Here is an 18,414-nt window from a genome sequence, read left to right as displayed (position 1 = left end):
CCCGACTCCTGGCACCGCGGCTACGCCACCGAAGCCGCCCGCGGCGCCCTCCAACTCGCCGACTCCTACGGCCTCACCGAGATCTTCGCGATCGCCTGGCCCGGCAACGATCCGTCGCTCGCCGTCATGCGCCGGCTGGGCATGTCCTACCTGGGCCGCACCGACCGCTGGTACGACCGCGAAGCAGAGTGCTACGTCTTGCGATAACTTCAAGATCACATTCATGTCCCGGGTTCGTCGATCTCACCTCCGCTCCTCCCGCGGGAGACCGTTCCGCCCCTATCGCTGCGCTCCGGGGACTCCACTGCCAGGTTTCCGGGGCGAAGCATCCTTCACCGCGGTCCGGTCGCCGCTTCACCCTTCACCCCCGAGCCTTTGTCGCGACTGTCCGACTTGTGCCCCGAGATGGTCGGCGATTGCCCGGCGTGCACCCGAGATGCTCGACGATCTTGCGCGAATGCCCCGAATTTCGTCCGGTGTACCCGGAATGCCCGAACATTCGCGCAAGATCGTCGACCGCAGGGAAGATCGGGGCCCTGGCCGGTCTGGGCTTTGTCGCGACTGTCCGCTGTGGCCGGCTGGGCGGATCGGCTGGGCGGCTGGGCGGCTGGGCGGCTGGGTGGTGATCGTTCGCGGTGGGGATGTAGGTTTCGACCCCGTCCCCTCGATCCAATACGGCCGGGATGTAGGTAAGGCCGACTTCTTGCATCCCCATCGCTGTAGATCTTGGGCGAGAGGTGCGTTTCAACATCTCAGTCGCTGTGGATCGCGTCCAAGCCGTCCTGCCGACAGTCAACGTCCGGGATGCGGGAACGATCTTCCGTCAGGCGGACACGGCGCACTGGTTCCTTGATCGTTTACGGCTGAGGTGTAAATCCAGCCCGATCTGCATGATCAATTACGCGTCAGGTGTAGCAGAAGCCGGTCAACGCGCTCCAGAACCGTAAACGATCATGCGCCGGGTGGACGTTTCGGCACCACGGCCGTAAATGATCACCCCACTGACCGCCGCCCAGCACCCATATCGGACAGTCACGACAAAGCCAGAACCAGCCAGAGCCGGACGGTGGCCCCGACCTTCAAGGTGGTCGACGATCTTGCGTGAATGCCTCGAATTTCGTCCGATGCACCCGAAATGCCCGGACATTCGCGCAAGATCGTCGGCCGCGATGGGCACAAGTCGGACAGTCGGGACAAAGGCCGGGCGGGGCGGGGTGGGGGTGGGGTGAAGCGGTGACCGAACCGCGGTGGACGATGCGTCGCCGCACTCACCTGGCAGTGGAGTCCCCGGAGCGCAGCGATAGGGGCGGAACGGTCTCCCGCGCGAGGAGCGGAGGTGAGATCGACGAACCCGGGACATGAATCTGATCTTGAATCTTGAATTTGATCTTGTAAAACGGCACAGTAAGTTATGAGGGTGAGCAACCCTCGGGGCATCGTGCTGCTCGGTTCGACCGGGTCCATCGGGACGCAGGCCATCGACATCGTCCGCGCCAACCCCGACCGGTTCCGGGTGGTCGCGATCGGCGCGGGCGGCGGCAACGTCGAGCTGCTCGCCGCGCAGGCCCTGGCGCTGGAGGTCGAGGCGGTAGGCGTCGCCAAGGCGAGCGCCGTGCAGGACCTCCAGCTCGCCTTCTACGCGGAGGCGGCCAAGCGGGGGTACGCGCAGGGCGGTTTCAAGATTCCCAAGATCCTCGCCGGTCCGCAGGCGATGACCGAGCTGGCCGAGTGGCCGTGTGACGTCGTGCTGAACGGGGTGGTCGGCTCGCTGGGCCTGGCGCCCACGCTGGCCGCGGTGCGGGCCGGTCGGATCGTGGCCCTGGCCAACAAGGAGTCGCTGGTCGCCGGCGGCCCCCTCGTCCGCGCGATCGCGAAGCCCGGCCAGCTCGTGCCGGTCGACAGCGAGCATTCGGCGCTGGCCCAGTGCCTGCTCGGCGGCGCCCGCGAGGAGGTACGCCGGCTCGTCCTCACGGCCAGCGGCGGCGCCTTCCGCGGCCGGCGGCGCTCCGAGCTGGAGAACGTGACCGTCGAGGAGGCCCTGAAGCACCCCACGTGGGACATGGGCCCGGTCGTCACGATCAACTCGGCCACCCTGGTCAACAAGGGCCTGGAGGTCATCGAGGCGCACGAGCTGTTCGGGGTCGCGTACGACGACATCGAGGTGATGGTGCACCCGCAGTCGGTGCTGCACAGCCTCGTCGAGTTCGTCGACGGCTCGACGCTCGCCCAGGCCAGCCCGCCGGACATGCACCTGCCGATCGCCCTGGCCCTCGACTGGCCGCACCGCGTACGCGCGGCCGCCGCGCCGGTCGACTGGACGCAGGCGCACAACTGGGAACTGCGGCCGCTGGACCGGGAGGCGTTCCCGGCCGTGGACCTGGCGAAGGCCGCCGGGCGGGCGGGTAGGTGCCGGCCGGCGATCTACAACGCCGCCAATGAGGAGTGCGTCGCAGCCTTCTCCCAGGGACGCCTGCCATTCTTGGCGATCGTGGACACGGTCGCGGAGGTGCTCGCCGGGGCGCCCGATTACGCCGAACCGGGTACCGTCGAAGACGTGCTCACCGCCGAGGTGTGGGCGCGCGCTCGCGCCAACGAGCTGATCGCTGAGAAGGGTGCTTGATGCTCAACGTCGTCGGGATCGTCCTGGGCGCCCTCGCCATCCTGGTCTCCGTCTCGTTGCACGAGGCCGGCCACATGGGCACGGCCAAGATGTTCGGGATGAAGGTGACCCGTTACTTCGTCGGCTTCGGCCCGACCCTGTGGTCGTTTCGCAAGGGTGAGACCGAATACGGCGTGAAGGGCATCCCGCTGGGCGGGTTCGTCAAGATCACGGGAATGACGCCGCAGGAGGACGACGCGGACGACCCGCGTGCGATGTGGCGCTTCCCGGTCTGGAAGCGCACGATCGTGATGATGGCCGGTTCGGTCGTCCACTTCATCCTGGCGTTCCTGATCTTCTGGGGCGTCGCCGCCAACGCCGCGATGCCCAACCCCGACAACCCCGGCTACATGGCCACCCCGGCGCAGTACGCGACCACCGCCCCCTACGTCAGCGTCGGCGAATGCGTACCCACCGACATGAAGACGCAGTGCAACGGCCTGGACGGGCCCGCGTACGTGGCGGGGATCAAGGACGGCGACGAGATCGTCAAGGTGGGTGACACCGCCATCACGAACTACGCCGACCTGGTGAACGTCGTGCGCTCGCTGCCGCCGGGCCAGACCGTCCCGATCACCTACGTACGCGACGGCAACCAGGTCACCACCGCCGTCAAGACCCAGGCCGCCCAGCGCCCGCCGATCGACGACGACGGCGGCGCGGTGACGACTGTCAGCGCCATCGGTGTCGGCCTGGGCTTCAACCCGGCCCTGCCGAGGCAGGTCGAGTACACCGCGGCCGAGGCGTTCCCGCAGGCGGGCAAGATGATCGGCCAGGCGTTCTCGGGCGTGCTGACCTCGCTGAAGAACCTGCCGGCGAAGATCCCCGGCCTGTTCAGCGCGATCAGCGGCGGCGAGCGGGACCCCAACGGCCCGGTGAGCGTCGTCGGCGCCAGCCGGATCAGCGGCGAAGCGGTCGAATACGGCTCTTGGGCGACTTTCTTCCTGATTGCCGCTTCTCTAAACTTCTTCGTAGGAATCTTCAACCTGTTGCCGCTGCTCCCGCTCGACGGCGGTCACATCGCGATCGCCTGGTTCGAGCGGGCCAGGTCATGGGTCTACGCTCGTCTCGGCAGGCGCGACCCTGGTCGCGTCGACTACTACAAACTCATGCCGCTGACGTACGCAGTCATCCTGATCTTCGGTGCGTTCACCCTGCTGACCGTCACCGCGGACGTCGTGAATCCGATCACCCTGTATAAGTGAGGCTCGAGACCGTGACCGCGATCAACCTCGGTATGCCGGCCACCCCTCCACCGCCGCTCGCACCGCGCCGCCAGAGCCGCCAGATCATGGTGGGCTCGGTACCCGTCGGCGGCGGCGCGCCGGTCAGCGTGCAGTCCATGGCGACGACGCTGACCGCCGACGTCAACGCGACCCTGCAACAGATCGCCCAGCTCACCACGTCCGGCTGCCAGATCGTCCGGGTGGCCGTACCGAGCCAGGACGACGTCGAGGCGCTGCCGGCGATCGCGAAGAAGTCGCAGATCCCGGTCATCGCCGACATCCACTTCCAGCCGAAGTACGTCTTCGCCGCCATCGACGCGGGCTGCGCCGCCGTACGCGTCAACCCGGGCAACATCCGGCAGTTCGACGACAAGGTGAAGGAGATCGCGAAGGCGGCCTCCGACGCGGGCATCCCGATCCGGATCGGCGTGAACGCCGGGTCCCTGGACAAGCGGCTGCTGGAGAAGTACGGCAAGGCGACCGCCGAGGCCCTCGTCGAGAGCGCCCTGTGGGAGTGCTCGTTGTTCGAGGAGCACGGCTTCCGGGACATCAAGATCAGTGTCAAGCACAACGACCCGGTGGTCATGATCCGGGCGTACCGGCAGCTGGCCGAGAAGTGCGACTACCCGCTGCACCTCGGCGTGACCGAGGCGGGCCCCGCGTTCCAGGGCACCATCAAGTCGGCGGTCGCCTTCGGCGCGCTGCTGGCCGAGGGCATCGGCGACACGATCCGGGTGTCGCTGTCGGCCCCGCCGGTCGAAGAGGTCAAGGTCGGCCTGTCGATCCTGGAGTCGCTCGGCCTCAAGGAGCGCGGGCTGGAGATCGTGTCCTGCCCGTCCTGCGGGCGTGCCCAGGTCGACGTCTACACCCTCGCCGACCAGGTGACCGCCGCGCTCGAAGGCTTCCCGGCCCCGCTGCGCGTCGCCGTCATGGGCTGCGTCGTCAACGGACCCGGCGAGGCGCGCGAGGCGGACCTCGGCGTGGCGTCCGGCAACGGCAAGGGCCAGATCTTCGTCAAGGGCGAGGTCATCAAGACCGTGCCCGAGTCGGCGATCGTGGAGACGCTGGTCGAAGAGGCGCTCAAGCTGTCCGTGCAGATGGGCGTGGAACTGCCCGAGGAGCTGCGCGAGCTGGCCGGCCCCATCGTCACCGTCCACTGACCCACTCGCGGCACCTCTTTGCGACGATCTTGCGCGAATGTACTGGCATTTCCGGCATAAGCCGCGGAATTCGAGACATTCGCGCAAGATCGTCAAGCCCTGCGTCAGGGGGTCAGGAGCGCGCGGATCGTGGCGATGATCCGGTTCGGGGCGTCGTACAGGTCCCGGTCCGTGAAGTAGCGCATCCGCCAGCCCATCCCCGCCAGCGTGTTCATCCGCTGCCGGTCGTAGCGCATGGTCTCCCGATCGGCGTGGCTCACCCCGTCGTACTCGATCCCGATCTTCTCCCGCTCATACGCGAGATCGATCCGGTAACGCCCCACCGCCACCTGCGGCGCGGGCATCCGCATCAGGCCGTCTCCGAGCAACAACCGCAGATGGCTTTCCTGTACGCATTCCGCCCGCGCGTCGGCCAGCGGCACCAGCTCCCGGGTACGCGCGACGCCCCGCAAACCCTTGTGCCGCTCGACTTCGAGACGGATTCCCTCGACGGGTGACCAGGCGACCGGGACGGCTGTCTCGTGGACGCGTACGCCGGCAAGTCGTGGATGTGCGGTTCCGGCCGGCACCACGATGTGGATCTCAGCCGAAGGGAACACTCCGAAACCGAGCCATCGGGCAGCGGTGTGATAGCCGAGCCCGGCCTTCTCGGGAACGATCCGCAGCAGCGCGCGTACGCGTGTCAGTTCGTCGTCATCGGGCAGGTAGACGCCTCGCCACGGGCGGTGATACGGCCTCGCGGCGATCGTGCGGCGGCTGTGGCCGGCGTCGCGGAGCTCGCGGAACGTGGACGTCATGCCGCCCGAGGTTGCCGCGCGGAGCGGGAGCGCGCTTGCCTTCCCTGGCCGCAACTGTGGACGACCACCCCTTGTGGACAAAGCCGCCCGCCCGAGACGAGCCCGCCCGCGCGCCGCCCGTGACGTTCCACCCGTGACGTGCCACCCGCGCGCCGCCGCACGGCGGCCCAAGACGCGCGACGATCTTGCGCGAATGCCTCAATTTCCGTGGCTTATGCCGGAAATGCCGGTATCTTCGCGCAAGATCGTCGCAGAGAGGGGGCGCCGTGAGCGACGCGCCTGGTGGGCGCCGCGAGGGGCGCGCCCGGAGCGGGTGCCCGGGTGGGCATGGTGTTACTCGGCGAGGATGGCGTAGATCTTGCGCTTGGCGTCCTGGAGGACTTCCAGCGCGCGAGCCCGCTGCTCGTCGTTGCCGGTCATGCCGACCTGACGCAGCGCCTGGAGCAGGCCGAAGCTCGCTTCCCGGAAGTCCTGCGCCTCGCTGACCTCGTCGGGCGTGAACTGCTGCCACGGCGCCTGGTCGGTCTCGGCCTCGGCGGCCTGGCGGCCGGCGTCGGTGAGGGTGTAGCTCTTGCGGCCGCCTTCCGCGGTGACCTCGATGAGTCCTTCGTCCTCCAGCAGCTGGAGGGTCGGGTAGACCGAGCCGGGGGAGGGGCGCCAGGCGCCGCCGGTCCGCGACTCGAGCTCGGAGATCATCTCGTAGCCGTGCATCGGGCGCTCCTGGAGCAGGCCCAGGATGGCCGCGCGGACGTTGCCTCGCCGGCCGCGTCCGCCGCCGTGGCGTCCGCGTCCGCCGCCGAAGCCGGGACCTCCGCCGCCGGGGCCGAAGCCCGGGAAGCCGGGGAACGGCGGGCGGCCGAAGGCGAACTGTCGCGGGTCGAACCCGCCGTGATCGTGCCGGTGGTGATGCCTCAACATCTCGTACTCCTATCGTTGAACTATTGGCGATGCGTTAACGATATATCGGTAACGCATCGCCGTCAACCCGCATGCGCGACAGAGAAAGGACACCACTGCGGCCGGGAGGGCAGTCGCGCGAATCGTCCCCTTCTGGCACGCTGGAGAGCGTGCTCACGAAATCGGCGGTACGTCAGCTCGGCGAGGGCGAGCGGCCGGAGATCGAGCGGCTGCTGTCCGCCGACCCGTACGTCTCCGCGCAGGTCGCCGAGCGGATCGCGGCCCGGGGACTGGGATGGTGGCGCTCGGACGGGCGCATCTACGGCTACGGCTCGCGGCACCGGCTGGAGGCCGTCTGCTGGCTCGGTACGCAGCTGACGCCGGTGGCGGCCGACCCCGAGGCGCTGGCTGCGTTCGCGGATCTGCTCTCGCGGTTCGGGCGTACGTGCACGTCGATCGTGGGGCAGCGGGACCAGGTGATCGACCTGTGGGAGCGCCTGTCGCCGCGATGGGGCCGGGCCAGGGACGTCCGTGCCGTCCAGCCGCTGCTGGTCGCCACGCAACCGGCGCCGGTCCCGGCCGACGACTCGGTGCGCCTCATCCGCCCCGACGAGATCGACCTGCTGTTCCCGGCGTCGGTCGCGATGTACACGGAGGAGGTCGGAGTCTCCCCGTTGGACGGTGGCCGCGGCTACCGTCATCGCGTCGCTGAGCTGGTCCGGGCCGGTCGGGCGTACGCGAAGATCGTCGATGACAGGGTCGTGTTCAAGGCCGACCTCGCCGTGGTCACCCGGCACACCGCCCAGGTGCAGGGCGTATGGACCGATCCACAGTGGAGGGGCAAGGGGATCGCGACCGCCGGGATGGCGGCCGTCGTCAACGACGCGTTGCGGCGGGTGGCCCCGACGGTGAGCCTGTATGTCAACGACTACAACGTTCCGGCCCGCCGGGCGTACGCGAGCTGCGGCTTCCAGCAGGTCGCCGAGCTGGCGACGGTCCTGTTCTAGGCGGCCGCATAGCATCTCGCCGCGCCCGGCGTAGATCTTCCAAGACTTTGGGCACATGAGCCACTACGTTCAGTAACCATTAACGGGTACGCGGGTTACTGATGTTCGAGGTGTGTGAGCCCGATGGGGCGGATCGAGAAGAAGCTCTCCGATACCACGGTCAAGTACTACTGGTACCCAGGTGAGAAACGAGAATGGGTACGCGCGGCGGTGGCGCTGGGAGTCGGAGCCGCGGTGGCGGCCCTGCTCATGTTGGTCACTCGCAACAGCGTCGCCGCGGTGGTGACCGGAACGTCGGTCACCTTGGCGATGGCCGGTTTCAACCTCGGCCGTCGCGACGGCAAGGCGCTCTCCGGCTTCCCCGGCATGGGTGACAAGGCCGCCCGGCGGGCGTCCATCGGCCACAGTGGCAAGGCCGCGTGGCGCGGGCTCGTGATGGGTGTGGGCAGCGCGCTCGCCGCGGTCCTCATCATCAACCTCAGCCCGACCGGCTGGTTCTACGACTGGGTGCTCCCCGTCGTACCGGCCGTGGTCAGCGCGGTCGCGCGGCAGTTCGGCCTGCTCTGGGACAAGCTCGGCACGAGTGTGTCGACGAAGGGGCCGGCGTCGGTGCCCGCCCCCGCCCAGCCCGAAGGCGGAGCCTAGAATCTCAGATTCAAGATCAGATTCAAGATCAGATTCATGTCCCGGGTTCGTCGATCTCACCTCCGCTCCTCGCGCGGGAGACCGTTCCGGCCCGGGGGGCCTCCACTGCCAGGTGAGTGGGGCGACGCATCGTTCACCGCGGTTCGGTCACCGCTTCACCCCGCCCCCGCCCGGCCTCACCCCACCCTGCCCGGCCTTTGTCCCGACTGTCCGACTTGTGCCCGTCACGGTCGACGATCTTGCGCGAATGTTCGGGCATTTCGGGTGCGTCGGACGAAATTCGAGGCATTCGCGCAAGATCGTCGACCACCTTGAAGGTCGGGACACCATCCGGCCCTGGCTGGTTCTGGCTTTGTCGCGACTGTCCGATATGGGCGCCGAGTGGGAGGCGGCGAGGTGATCATTTACCGCTATTACGGCAGCCCGCTGTGGATCGGCTTGATCAGGTACCGCGTATCTGGCAGGGAAGCGCTCTCCCGCCGTGATAGCGGTACTTGATCAAGGTGATTCGCCTCGGCGACCAGGGCGAATCTCTCCACATCGCGGTCGCCCACCAACCCATGCATGCCGGCGAAGAGCCCGATCGCGGTCCAAGATTACGTGCGAAAACCTGATCCAAACCGGATCTTGGGGCGCGGAGGTGGCGGGTCAGCGGAAGGTGCGCTGGAAGGCGTCCACCGCCCGGGTCGTGATCCAGTGGCGGTTGTGCGCGAAAGGGCCGAACCGCTGCGGGTTGAACGGCTGCATGTCCCACTCGGACTGGCCGGCCGTGATCAGCTCGGCGAGGCACTTGCCCGCGCCGCCGGCCAGGCCGAGGCCGTGCAGGCCCATGCCGGCCGCGACCCACAGGCCGGGTACCTCGGTCGCGCCGATGAGCGGTTCGCCGTCGGGAGTGAAGCCCTCCGGGCCGTTGACGATCTTGATGATGTCCGGCAGGCCCGGCACCCGGGCCGCCGCGGCGACCGCCAGTTCCTCAGTGGACTGTGGCTTGAACAGGGCGCGCGGCTCGGCCAGGGGTGCCGATCCATCGGTCGGCCAGGCGGGCTCGGGGACCGTCGCGTACCCGCCGATGATCAGTCCGCCGCCGGCGCCGCGCAGGTAGAGGTTGGCGTCCGGGTCGCGGACCGTGGGCAGCTTGTCGGGGTCCAGCGCCGGATCGAACGCCGCGGTCACCGCGTACTGGTGCTTGAGCGGGACCACCGGCACCGCCGCGCCGGCGAGGTGGCCGAGGCTCGCGGTTGCCGCGCCCGTCGCGAGGACGACGGTGTCCGCGTGGATCGTGCCCTCGCTCGTCGTCACACCGGCGATCTTCTTCCCGTTCAGCTTCAGCCCGCTGACCTTCACACCCTTCTTCACCTGTACGCCGAGGGCGCCGGCCGCTTCCGCAAGCGTCGCCGACGCGTCCTTGGGGCGGACGAAGCCGTCGCCGGGCAGCCAGGCCGCCGCCTGTACGCCGTCCAGGTCGAGCAGCGGGGCCAGGGGCGCGGCCGAGGAGGCGGTCCGCAGCTCCATCATGATCCCGGCGTCCTCGGCCGCGTGGGCCTGCCGGCGGAGTTCGTCGACGCGGGCGGAGGTGGTCGCCAGGCGCAGCCCGCCGACCGGGCGCCAGCCGGCGTCCCGTCCGGTCTCGGCGGCCAGCACCCGGGCCAGCGCCGGATAGTAGGAGACGAGCTTGCGATGGGCGGGTACGCCGCGCAGTGCGGTGACGAAGCCGGCCGAGTGCCACGTCGTACCGTCGGTGAGGTCGTGCTGTTCGACGAGGATCGTGTCCGTCCACCCGAGACGCGCCAGATGGTAGGCCACGGAACAGCCGACGATGCCGCCGCCGATGACAACGGCCCGAGTGTCGGTGGTCACCCAGAGAGATCTATCAAAGCGAAGCGCGACACGCCAGAGTCTGACCAGCCCGCTGTTGACGCCGATCCGGTCGCCGGGTAGATCTAGCGAGGTGGAAGCTCCGATGACGATCGAGGCGCTGCGGGTCGCGATCGCGTCCGGCACCGTCGACACCGTCCTGCTCGCCCTGACCGACATGCAGGGACGCTTGCAGGGCAAACGGCTGCACGCACCGTACTTCCTCGAAGAGGTACTGGCCCACGGCAGCGAAGCGTGCAACTACCTCCTGGCCGTGGACGTCGAGATGAACACCGTCAGCGGGTACGCGATCTCCGGCTGGGAACGCGGCTACGGGGACTTCGTGATGGTCCCCGACATGCGTACGCTGCGCCGGGTGCCGTGGCTGCCGGGGACGGTGCTGGTGCAGGCCGATCTCGCGTGGCTGGACGGCACGCCGGTCGTCGAGTCGCCCCGGCAGATCCTGCGCCATCAGCTCGACCTGCTGGAGTCCGAGCACGGGCTGCGCGCGTACGTGGGGACCGAGCTGGAGTTCGTGGCGTTCCAGGACTCCTATGAGGATGCGCAGCGCGCCGGCTATCGGCAGCTCACGCCGGTCAACTCCTACAATGTGGACTATTCCCTGCTGGGCACGTCCCGGGTCGAGCCGCTGCTGCGGCGTATCCGGCTGGAGATGGCCGGCGCCGGGCTCTACCCCGAGAGCGCCAAGGGCGAGTGCAACCTCGGCCAGCACGAGATCGCGTTCCGCTACGACACCGCGCTCGCCACCGCCGACAACCACGTCGTCTTCAAGCACGGCACCAAGGAGATCGCGGCTCAGGAGGGCTGCTCGATCACCTTCATGGCGAAGCCCAACGCCCGCGAGGGCAACTCGTGCCATGTGCACTTCTCCCTGCGTACGGCCGAGGGGAAAGCGATCATGGGAGAGGGTGAGGGCCTGTCCAGAGCGGGGCGCGCGGTGATCGCGGGCATTCAGGCGACGACGCGTGAGCTGTCCCTGTTCCTGGCGCCGAACATCAACTCCTACAAGCGGTTCCAGGCGGGGTCCTTCGCGCCGACGGCGCTGAAGTGGGGGGTGGACAACCGCACGTGCGCGCTGCGGGTGGTGGGGCACGGGGCTTCGCTGCGGGTGGAGAACCGGGTGCCCGGCGCCGACGTGAACCCTTACCTGGCCGTCGCCGCACTGGTGGCGGGGGCCCGGCACGGCCTGGCGAACGAGCTGGAGCTGGAGGCCGAGTTCACCGGCAACGCGTACGCGGACCCGGACGCCCCGCGCGTGCCCGGAACGTTGCGCGACGCGCTGGCGTTGTGGCGGGGCTCGGAGTTCGCCCGTGCGGCCTTCGGCGATGAAGTCGTGGCACACTACGCGCGGGCGGCCGAGGTCGAGATCGAGGCGTTCGACGCCGCCGTGACCGACTGGGAACTGCACCGGGGGTTCGAGCGCCTGTGAAGATCATCAACCCGGCCACCGGGGCCGTGGTCCGCGACGTGCCGGCAGCCTCCATCGAGGATGTCGATCAGGCGGTCGAGCGTGCGGTACGCGCCTTCCCGGCGTGGGCGGCGGTGGCGCCCGGCGATCGGGCGCGCCTGCTGCTGCGGTTCGCCGCCGAGGTGGACGCGCACCGCGCGGAGCTGGAGGCGTTGAGCGTCCAGGAGGCGGGCCATCCGGTCGGCCTGGCGTCCTGGGAGGCCCAGCACGTACGCGACGTCCTGCAGTACTTCGCGGGCGCGCCCGAGCGGCTGATCGGGCAGCAGATCCCGGTGGCCGGCGGGCTGGCCGTGACGTTCCACGAGCCGCTCGGCGTGATCGGGATCATCGTCCCCTGGAACTACCCGATGCCCATCGCCACCTGGGGGTACGCCCCGGCGCTGGCGGCCGGCAACTGCGTGGTGCTCAAGCCGGCTGAGACGACGCCGCTGACCGCGCTGCGGCTGGCCGAACTGGCGCTGGCGGCGGGCCTGCCGGCGGGCGTGTTCCAGGTGCTGCCCGGCGAGGGCCCGGTGGCCGGCGCGCGGCTGGTGAGCCATCCGGACGTCGCGAAGATCAATTTCACGGGGTCGACGGCGGTCGGCAAGAAGATCATGGAAACGTGTGCCGGCCAGGTGAAGCGGGTGACGCTGGAACTGGGCGGCAAGAGCGCGAACATCGTGTTCGCCGACGCCGACCTGGACGCGGCGGTCGCGAGTGCGCCCGAGGCCGTCTTCGACAATGCCGGGCAGGACTGCTGCGCCCGGTCGCGGCTGCTCGTGCAGCGTACGGTCTACGACGAGTTCCTCGCCCGGCTGGAACCGGCCGTGGCCGCCTGGCGCGTCGGCGATCCCACGTCGGCCGAGACGCAGATGGGCCCGCTCATCTCGGCGGCCCAGCGCGAACGCGTCGCCTCCTATGTGGACGAGGCAGACGTGCTGATGCGCGGCTCGGCCCCGACCGGCGACGGCTTCTGGTACGCCCCGGCCGTCCTCGCCGGCGACCCGTCCGCCCGCTCGTGGCGCGAAGAGATCTTCGGCCCGGTCGCCAGCGTGCTGCCCTTCGACGACGAGGCGGACGCCGTCCGGCTGGCCAACGACTCGGCGTACGGGCTGTCGGGATCGGTGTGGACGCGGGACTCCGGTCGCGCCCTGCGGATGGCGCGGGCTGTGCGTACCGGGAACCTGAGCGTGAACTCGCACTCCAGCGTCCGCTACTGGACCCCGTTCGGCGGCATGAAGCAGTCCGGACTCGGCCGGGAACTGGGGCCGGACGCGCCGCTGTCGTTCACCGACGTCAAAACCGTCTACTTCGCCAGCTGAGATACCTTGCGGGACGCAGGCGCCCGCAATCACGTTCGGCGCACACACGTGTGGCCGAGCCGGGCGGGAACAGGCGCCCGCAATAACGTTCGGCGCACACACGTGTGGCCGAGCCGGGCGGGCGCGAGCGCCCGCGATCACGAGACCAGGAGACATACGTGCGCAGACTTGAGGGCCGGATCGCCGTGGTGACGGGTGCCGCGAGCGGGATCGGGCTGGCCACCTCGCGCCGGTTCGCCGCCGAGGGCGCCACCGTGGTCACGGTCGACCTGACCGACACCGCGGACATCGCGACCGAGATCGGCGGCGACGCGGTGATCGCCGACATCGCCGACGAGGCGGCCGTCGCCGACCTGTACGCCGGGGTGAAGAGCCGCCACGGCCGCGTGGACGTCGCGTTCCACAACGCCGGCATCTCCCCGCCCGACGACGACTCGATCCTGGAGACCGGGATCGACGCCTGGGAGCGCGTCCTGCGGGTGAACACCACGAGCGTCTACCTCGGCTGCAAGTACGCCCTTCCGATCATGCTGGAGCAGGGCCGCGGCTCGATCATCAACACGGCCAGCTTCGTGGCGCTGATGGGCGCGGCGACCTCGCAGATCGCGTACACGGCGTCGAAGGGCGGGGTGCTCGCGATGAGCCGGGAGCTGGGGGTGCAGTTCGCCCGGCAAGGCGTACGCGTCAACGCGCTCTGCCCCGGCCCGGTCGCCACGCCGCTGCTGATGGAGCTGTTCGCCAAGGACCCCGAGCGGGCGGCCCGGCGGCTGGTGCATGTTCCGGTCGGCCGGTTCGCCCAACCGGAGGAGATCGCCGCGGCGGTGGCCTTCCTCGCCAGTGACGACGCGTCGTTCATCACGGCGTCGCAGTTCGTGGTCGATGGCGGCATCACCGGGGCGTACGTCACACCTCTTTAGCATCTTCGCAGCTCAGGCGGCTGACCCGGGAGTGGCGGGCGGCGCGGATGGACGCGGTGAGGCAGACTGGGGAGCACTGTGACTAGACCGATCATCGGACTGACGACGTACGCGGAGCCCGCCTCCTGGGCCCTCTACCGCGATGTGCCCGCCATGCTGCTGCACCAGACCTACGTCCACCGCATCCAGGCGGCGGGCGGACGGCCCGTGCTGCTGCCACCGGACGACGTGGACGACGCGATCCTCGACCGGCTCGACGGGCTGGTGCTCACCGGCGGCGCCGACATCGACCCGGCGTACTACGGGGCGGTCAAGCACGAGGCCACCCACCTCAAGCCCGGCCGCGATCCCGGCGAGCTGATCCTGGCCCGCGGCGCGCTCGCCCGCGACCTGCCCGTCCTCGGCGTCTGCCGCGGCATGCAGCTGCTGGCCGTGGCCACCGGCGGAGCGCTGCACCAGCACCTGCCCGAGTTCGTGGGGACGCATCTGCACCGCCCGGCGCCGTTCGACAAGCCCACCTACGGCGAGCACGTCGTGCACCTGGAGCCGGACACGCGCTGCCACTCGATCCTCGGCGGGGTGGCGAAGACCAACTCGCTGCACCACCAGGCGGTCGCCGATCCCGGCACGTTCACCGCGGTGGGCTGGTGCATCGAGGACGGCGTGATCGAGGCGATGGAGGACCCGGCGCACCGGTTCGCGGTCGCGATCCAGTGGCATCCCGAAGCCGAGGGTGATCCGCGTCTCTTCGAGGCCCTCGTGGCGTCCGCCTCGGGGACGACCCCGGCGCCTCTCGCCGCCTGACGGCGGTAGGGTCGGATCATGAGCGTACGCGCGCCGCTGCAGCCTGGTCGCCTCTCGCCGACGCGCGAGGTCCCGCCGTCCATCGTCCGACCGGAGTACGTGGGTCGCAAGGAGCCCAAGCGGCTCGGCACCGAGATCCAGGACGCCGAGACGATCGAGCGGATGCGCGTCGCCGGCCGCCTCGCCGCCCAGGCCACGCAGCTCGCGGGCGAGCACTGCAAGCCGGGCGTCACGACCGACGAACTCGACCGGCTCGTGCACGACTTCCTCTGCGACCACGGGGCGTACCCGTCGACGCTCGGCTACCGCGGCTATCCCAAGAGCAGCTGCACCAGCCTCAACGAGGTCATCTGCCACGGCATCCCCGACTCGACCGTCCTGGAGGACGGCGACATCATCAACGTGGACGTGACCGCGTACAAGGACGGGGTGCACGGGGACACCGACGCCACGTTCTGCGTGGGCGAGACCGCCGAGGAAGCACGGCTGCTCGTCGAGCGTACGCACGAGGCGATGATGCGCGGCATCAAGGCGGTGGCGCCCGGCCGGCAGGTCAACGTCATCGGCCGCGTCATCGAGTCGTACGCGAAGCGCTTCGGCTACGGCGTCGTCCGCAACTTCGGCGGCCACGGGATCGGCCGGGGCTTCCACAGCGGACTGTTCATCCCGCATTTCGACTCGCCCTCGGCGACGCAGGAGATGGTCCCGGGCATGACCTTCACGATCGAACCGATGATCACACTCGGCACGATCGACTTCGACACGTGGGACGACGGCTGGACGGTGGTCACCAAGGACCGCCGGTGGACGGCCCAGTTCGAGCACACGCTCGTGGTCACCGAAGACGGCTACGACATCCTCACACTGCCGTGACAGGCTTGGTCATTGCCGGCGAGACCGGTCATCCGGACGGACCCGCCGCCCTCGATCCGCACCACCACAGCGACGTCTCGGGCGGCTGGCTGCGCGCGGCCGTCTTCGGCGCGATGGACGGCCTGGTCACCAACATCGGCCTCATCGCCGGCGTGGGCGGCGGCGGCCTCGCTCCGCACGCGATCATCCTGACCGGCCTCGCCGGCCTGGTGGCGGGCGCGATCTCGATGGCGCTGGGCGAGTACACCAGCGTCTCGACCGCCAACGACCAGGTGGCCGCCGAGCTCGCCAAGGAGCGCCGGGAACTCGAGAACTACCCCGAGGCCGAGGCCGAGGAACTCGCGCTGCGCTGGATGGACCGCGGCCTGCCCGAGCACCTCGCCCGCCAGGTGGCGACCGTGCTCGCCGCGAACCCGGAGGAGGCGCTGCGCGTACACGCGCAGGAGGAACTGGGGATCGTGCCGGACGCGGCGCCGAGCCCATGGACGGCGGCGATCTCCTCGTTCATCTGCTTCTCGATCGGCGCGCTGATTCCGCTGCTGCCCTACCTCCTCGGCAGCGACTCGCTGGGACTGGCTCTGGGCGTCGGGGGCGTGGGCTTGTTCGCCGCGGGTGCGCTGACCGCCCGGTTCACGCACCGGAGCTGGTGGGGGAGCGGGCTGCGCCAGCTGATCATGGGAGCGGTGGCGGCGGGAGCGACCTTCGCCATCGGCACCCTCATCAACGGAGTCTCCTGACCCCTCTGAAGCAACGTCAATCAGCGCGGTGATCGTCCTAACCCCGCACCCCCTTGGCCTTTGTCCCGACTGTCCGATATGGCGGCCGGGCGGGTCGGCTGGTCGGTGATCGTTCGCGGTCGGGATGTAGTTTCCCGGCCCGTCCTCTCGATCCATTGCGGCTCAGATGTAGGTAGGCGCCGTTTTCCTCCATCCCGACCGCTGTGGATCGAGGGGATGGGGTGCGTTTTGACATCTCAGCCGCTGTGGATCACGTCCACGCCATCCTGTCCCCGGCCGTTGCCCGTGATGCGGGAACGATCTTCCGTCAGATGGGCGCGGTGCGCTGATTTCTTGATCGTTTACGGCTGGGGTGTAAATCCGGCCCGATCTGCATGATCGATTACGTGTCAGGTGTAGCAGAACCCGGTCAGTGCGCTCCGGAACCGTAAACGATCATGCAGTGGGTGGCCGTTTTCGCACCTCAGCCGTAAACGATCACCTCATAGGCCGGTGGCTGGGCGCGTAAGTCGGACAGTCACGACAAAGTCACGAACGGCCAGAACCGGCCAGGGCCGGATGGTGCCCCCGATCTTCAAGGTGGTCGACGATCTTGCGTGAATGCCCCGAATTTCGACCGATACACCCGAAATGCCCGAACATTCGCGCAAGATCCTCGACCGCGGCGGGCGTAAGTCGGACAGTCGGGACAAAGGCCGGGCGGGGGTGAGATCGACGAACCCGGGACAAAGAACTTAGGCTTTTCGGGTGAGGGAGAAGATGCGCAGTTCGCGGTGCGGTGCGCGGGCGGCGTAGGCCTCGTAGGCCGGCCAGGCCCCCAGCAGCAGCTTCCAGAGCCGCTCCCGTTCGGCCCCCTTCGCGAGCGTGGCGCGGACCGGGATGTCGTGCCCCTTGACCCGGATGACGGCGTCGGGGTGGGCCAGCAGGTTTCCCGACCAGGCCGGGTGGCCGGCCTGTCCCCAGTTCGAGCCGATGACCGCGAAGCCCTCCCCGTCCGGCACGTAGACCAGCGGCTGAACGCGCGGCTGGCCGGACTTGCGGCCGGTGGTCGTGATCGTCAGCATCGGCAGCAGGCCGAGGGCGACCACCCGGCCCTTGGTGATCTTCGCGATGAAGCGGTCGGCCGGGACGAGGGCGCGTCCCATCCGGGCGAACCAGCGCCGGGAGCCGAGGCGCTGGATCAGAGTCTGTGGCATCGCGACAGGCTACCGGGAGTTACCCCGAAGTAGCTACCTATCGGCGAGAAGTTCGTGCAGGACAGCGCCGGTTTCGGCGACCTCGACCAGGTGGCCGTTCGGGCCCAGCTCGCGCGGCCGGGGGATCTTGACGTCGACGATCTCGCGTACGCGGCCGGGGCGCGGGCTGAGCACGACGACGCGGTCGGCCAGCAGCACGGCCTCCTCGATCGAATGCGTGACGAGGACGATGGTGGTGCCCCGTTCCATGTGTACGCGCTGCAGCTCCTCGCCCAGCTCCGTACGCGTCAGCGCGTCCAGCGCGGAGAACGGCTCGTCCATGAGCAGGACGGCGGGCCGCACGACGAGTGCGCGGCAGAGCGCGACGCGTTGCTGCATGCCGCCGGAGAGCTCGTGCGGCAGCCGTTTCTCGAAGCCCCGCAGCCCGGCCAGGGCCAGCAGTTCGTGGGCGAGGTCCCGAGGGTCCCCGGGGCGCCGCCCGCCTATCTCCGTGGGCAGCAGCACGTTCTGCAGCACGGTACGCCACGGCAGCAGGGCCGGCCGCTGGAACATCATGGCGACGTCCGGTCGCGGGGCGGTGACCGGCGTGCCGTCGATGCGTACGGTGCCCCGGGACGGGGTCAGCAGTCCGGCGACCAACCGCAGCAGCGTCGACTTGCCGCAACCGGAGCGTCCGATTACCGCCACACACTCGCCATCGGTGATCGTCAGATCGACGTTCGTGAGAGCATCGATGCTGGTCCGCTTGCTGGTAAAGCTTTGTGACACACCCTCTAATGTGATCACTCGAATTCCGATCGCTCCGTCGAGGCGGGACAGTTTGGGTGAGTCTAGTAACGCCAAACGTTCTTC

The 18,414-nt window shown here is 69.2% G+C and carries 17 protein-coding genes; 12 read left to right on the top strand and 5 right to left on the bottom strand.

Annotated features, from left to right (window positions below):
* The 4 genes from G401_RS0136950 to ispG all read left to right on the top strand — a co-directional run.
* A partial coding sequence (locus tag G401_RS0136950) for a GNAT family N-acetyltransferase (RefSeq protein WP_027346446.1) occupies window positions 1-207 on the top strand: 207 nt, incomplete at its 5' end.
* Between the two features lie 1,231 nt (window positions 208-1,438).
* Window positions 1,439-2,620, top strand: a complete 1,182-nt coding sequence (gene dxr / locus G401_RS0136945) for a 1-deoxy-D-xylulose-5-phosphate reductoisomerase (RefSeq protein WP_027346445.1) — start codon at window positions 1,439-1,441, stop codon at window positions 2,618-2,620.
* Window positions 2,620-3,864, top strand: coding sequence for a M50 family metallopeptidase (locus tag G401_RS0136940; RefSeq protein ID WP_027346444.1), 1,245 nt, complete (start codon window positions 2,620-2,622; stop codon window positions 3,862-3,864). Before dxr ends, G401_RS0136940 begins: the two co-directional genes overlap by 1 nt.
* Window positions 3,865-3,875: 11 nt before the next feature.
* Window positions 3,876-5,045 carry a flavodoxin-dependent (E)-4-hydroxy-3-methylbut-2-enyl-diphosphate synthase gene (gene ispG, locus G401_RS0136935; protein WP_027346443.1) on the top strand — a complete coding sequence of 390 codons (1,170 nt, stop codon included), beginning with the start codon at window positions 3,876-3,878 and terminating at the stop codon, window positions 5,043-5,045.
* 104 nt (window positions 5,046-5,149) lie between these two features.
* Here ispG and G401_RS51005 read toward each other — a convergent pair whose 3' ends face one another.
* Both G401_RS51005 and G401_RS0136925 read right to left on the bottom strand, forming a co-directional pair.
* On the bottom strand, window positions 5,150-5,842 hold the full coding sequence (locus tag G401_RS51005) for an endonuclease domain-containing protein (RefSeq protein ID WP_051367783.1): 693 nt from the start codon (window positions 5,840-5,842) through the stop codon (window positions 5,150-5,152).
* Between the two features lie 333 nt (window positions 5,843-6,175).
* Window positions 6,176-6,760 (bottom strand): PadR family transcriptional regulator, encoded by a 585-nt coding sequence (locus tag G401_RS0136925; RefSeq protein ID WP_027346442.1) that lies wholly within the window; start codon window positions 6,758-6,760, stop codon window positions 6,176-6,178.
* A 149-nt stretch (window positions 6,761-6,909) separates the two neighbouring features.
* Between G401_RS0136925 and G401_RS0136920 the strand changes: the two genes are divergently transcribed.
* Window positions 6,910-7,746 carry a GNAT family N-acetyltransferase gene (locus tag G401_RS0136920; protein WP_034594236.1) on the top strand — a complete coding sequence of 279 codons (837 nt, stop codon included), beginning with the start codon at window positions 6,910-6,912 and terminating at the stop codon, window positions 7,744-7,746.
* 123 nt (window positions 7,747-7,869) lie between these two features.
* Complete coding sequence (locus G401_RS0136915; RefSeq protein WP_027346440.1) at window positions 7,870-8,391, top strand: hypothetical protein; 522 nt, start codon at window positions 7,870-7,872, stop codon at window positions 8,389-8,391.
* A 648-nt stretch (window positions 8,392-9,039) separates the two neighbouring features.
* On the opposite strand, the gene G401_RS51000 is transcribed toward G401_RS0136915, so the two are convergent.
* Window positions 9,040-10,248, bottom strand: a complete 1,209-nt coding sequence (locus G401_RS51000) for an NAD(P)/FAD-dependent oxidoreductase (RefSeq protein WP_051367782.1) — start codon at window positions 10,246-10,248, stop codon at window positions 9,040-9,042.
* Window positions 10,249-10,351: 103 nt separating this feature from the next.
* On the opposite strand from G401_RS51000, the gene G401_RS0136905 reads away from it, so the two are divergent.
* The 6 genes from G401_RS0136905 (at window position 10,352) to G401_RS0136880 (ending at window position 16,366) form a co-directional block, all read left to right on the top strand.
* Window positions 10,352-11,695, top strand: coding sequence for a glutamine synthetase family protein (locus G401_RS0136905; RefSeq protein WP_027346439.1), 1,344 nt, complete (start codon window positions 10,352-10,354; stop codon window positions 11,693-11,695).
* Window positions 11,692-13,035, top strand: a complete 1,344-nt coding sequence (locus G401_RS0136900; protein WP_027346438.1) for an aldehyde dehydrogenase family protein — start codon at window positions 11,692-11,694, stop codon at window positions 13,033-13,035. Before G401_RS0136905 ends, G401_RS0136900 begins: the two co-directional genes overlap by 4 nt.
* A 158-nt stretch (window positions 13,036-13,193) precedes the next feature.
* Window positions 13,194-13,952, top strand: a complete 759-nt coding sequence (locus tag G401_RS0136895) for a 3-oxoacyl-ACP reductase (RefSeq protein ID WP_027346437.1) — start codon at window positions 13,194-13,196, stop codon at window positions 13,950-13,952.
* Window positions 13,953-14,030: 78 nt separating this feature from the next.
* Entirely contained in the window at window positions 14,031-14,756 is a 726-nt protein-coding gene (locus G401_RS0136890) for a gamma-glutamyl-gamma-aminobutyrate hydrolase family protein (RefSeq protein WP_027346436.1), read from the top strand.
* 18 nt (window positions 14,757-14,774) lie between these two features.
* On the top strand, window positions 14,775-15,629 hold the full coding sequence (map, locus tag G401_RS0136885) for a type I methionyl aminopeptidase (protein ID WP_027346435.1): 855 nt from the start codon (window positions 14,775-14,777) through the stop codon (window positions 15,627-15,629).
* Between the two features lie 5 nt (window positions 15,630-15,634).
* Window positions 15,635-16,366 carry a VIT1/CCC1 transporter family protein gene (locus G401_RS0136880; protein ID WP_027346434.1) on the top strand — a complete coding sequence of 244 codons (732 nt, stop codon included), beginning with the start codon at window positions 15,635-15,637 and terminating at the stop codon, window positions 16,364-16,366.
* A 734-nt stretch (window positions 16,367-17,100) separates the two neighbouring features.
* Here G401_RS0136880 and G401_RS0136875 read toward each other — a convergent pair.
* The gene (locus tag G401_RS0136875) at window positions 17,101-17,562 is read right to left on the bottom strand and encodes a nitroreductase family deazaflavin-dependent oxidoreductase (protein ID WP_027346433.1); all 462 of its coding nucleotides are present in this window, start codon (window positions 17,560-17,562) and stop codon (window positions 17,101-17,103) included.
* A 33-nt stretch (window positions 17,563-17,595) separates the two neighbouring features.
* A complete protein-coding gene (locus tag G401_RS0136870; RefSeq protein ID WP_027346432.1) occupies window positions 17,596-18,348 on the bottom strand; it encodes an ABC transporter ATP-binding protein in 753 nt (250 codons plus the stop codon).
* Window positions 18,349-18,414 lie beyond the last annotated feature (66 nt).

The organism is Hamadaea tsunoensis DSM 44101 (assembly GCF_000428945.1).
GTDB lineage: Bacteria > Actinomycetota > Actinomycetes > Mycobacteriales > Micromonosporaceae > Hamadaea > Hamadaea tsunoensis.
Note: the sequence above shows the minus strand (reverse complement) of the source record. Positions and strands in the feature narration are given on the sequence as shown.

Bases quoted from the DNA above. Each gene is read 5' to 3' on its own strand.
- G401_RS0136940 (WP_027346444.1), top strand. From the start codon at position 2,620: ATGCTCAACGTCGTCGGGATCGTCCTGGGCGCCCTCGCCATCCTGGTC.
- G401_RS51005 (WP_051367783.1), bottom strand. From the start codon at position 5,842: ATGACGTCCACGTTCCGCGAGCTCCGCGACGCCGGCCACAGCCGCCGC.
- G401_RS0136925 (WP_027346442.1), bottom strand. From the start codon at position 6,760: ATGTTGAGGCATCACCACCGGCACGATCACGGCGGGTTCGACCCGCGA.
- G401_RS0136915 (WP_027346440.1), top strand. From the start codon at position 7,870: ATGGGGCGGATCGAGAAGAAGCTCTCCGATACCACGGTCAAGTACTAC.
- G401_RS0136905 (WP_027346439.1), top strand. From the start codon at position 10,352: ATGACGATCGAGGCGCTGCGGGTCGCGATCGCGTCCGGCACCGTCGAC.
- map (WP_027346435.1), top strand. From the start codon at position 14,775: ATGAGCGTACGCGCGCCGCTGCAGCCTGGTCGCCTCTCGCCGACGCGC.
- G401_RS0136875 (WP_027346433.1), bottom strand. From the start codon at position 17,562: ATGCCACAGACTCTGATCCAGCGCCTCGGCTCCCGGCGCTGGTTCGCC.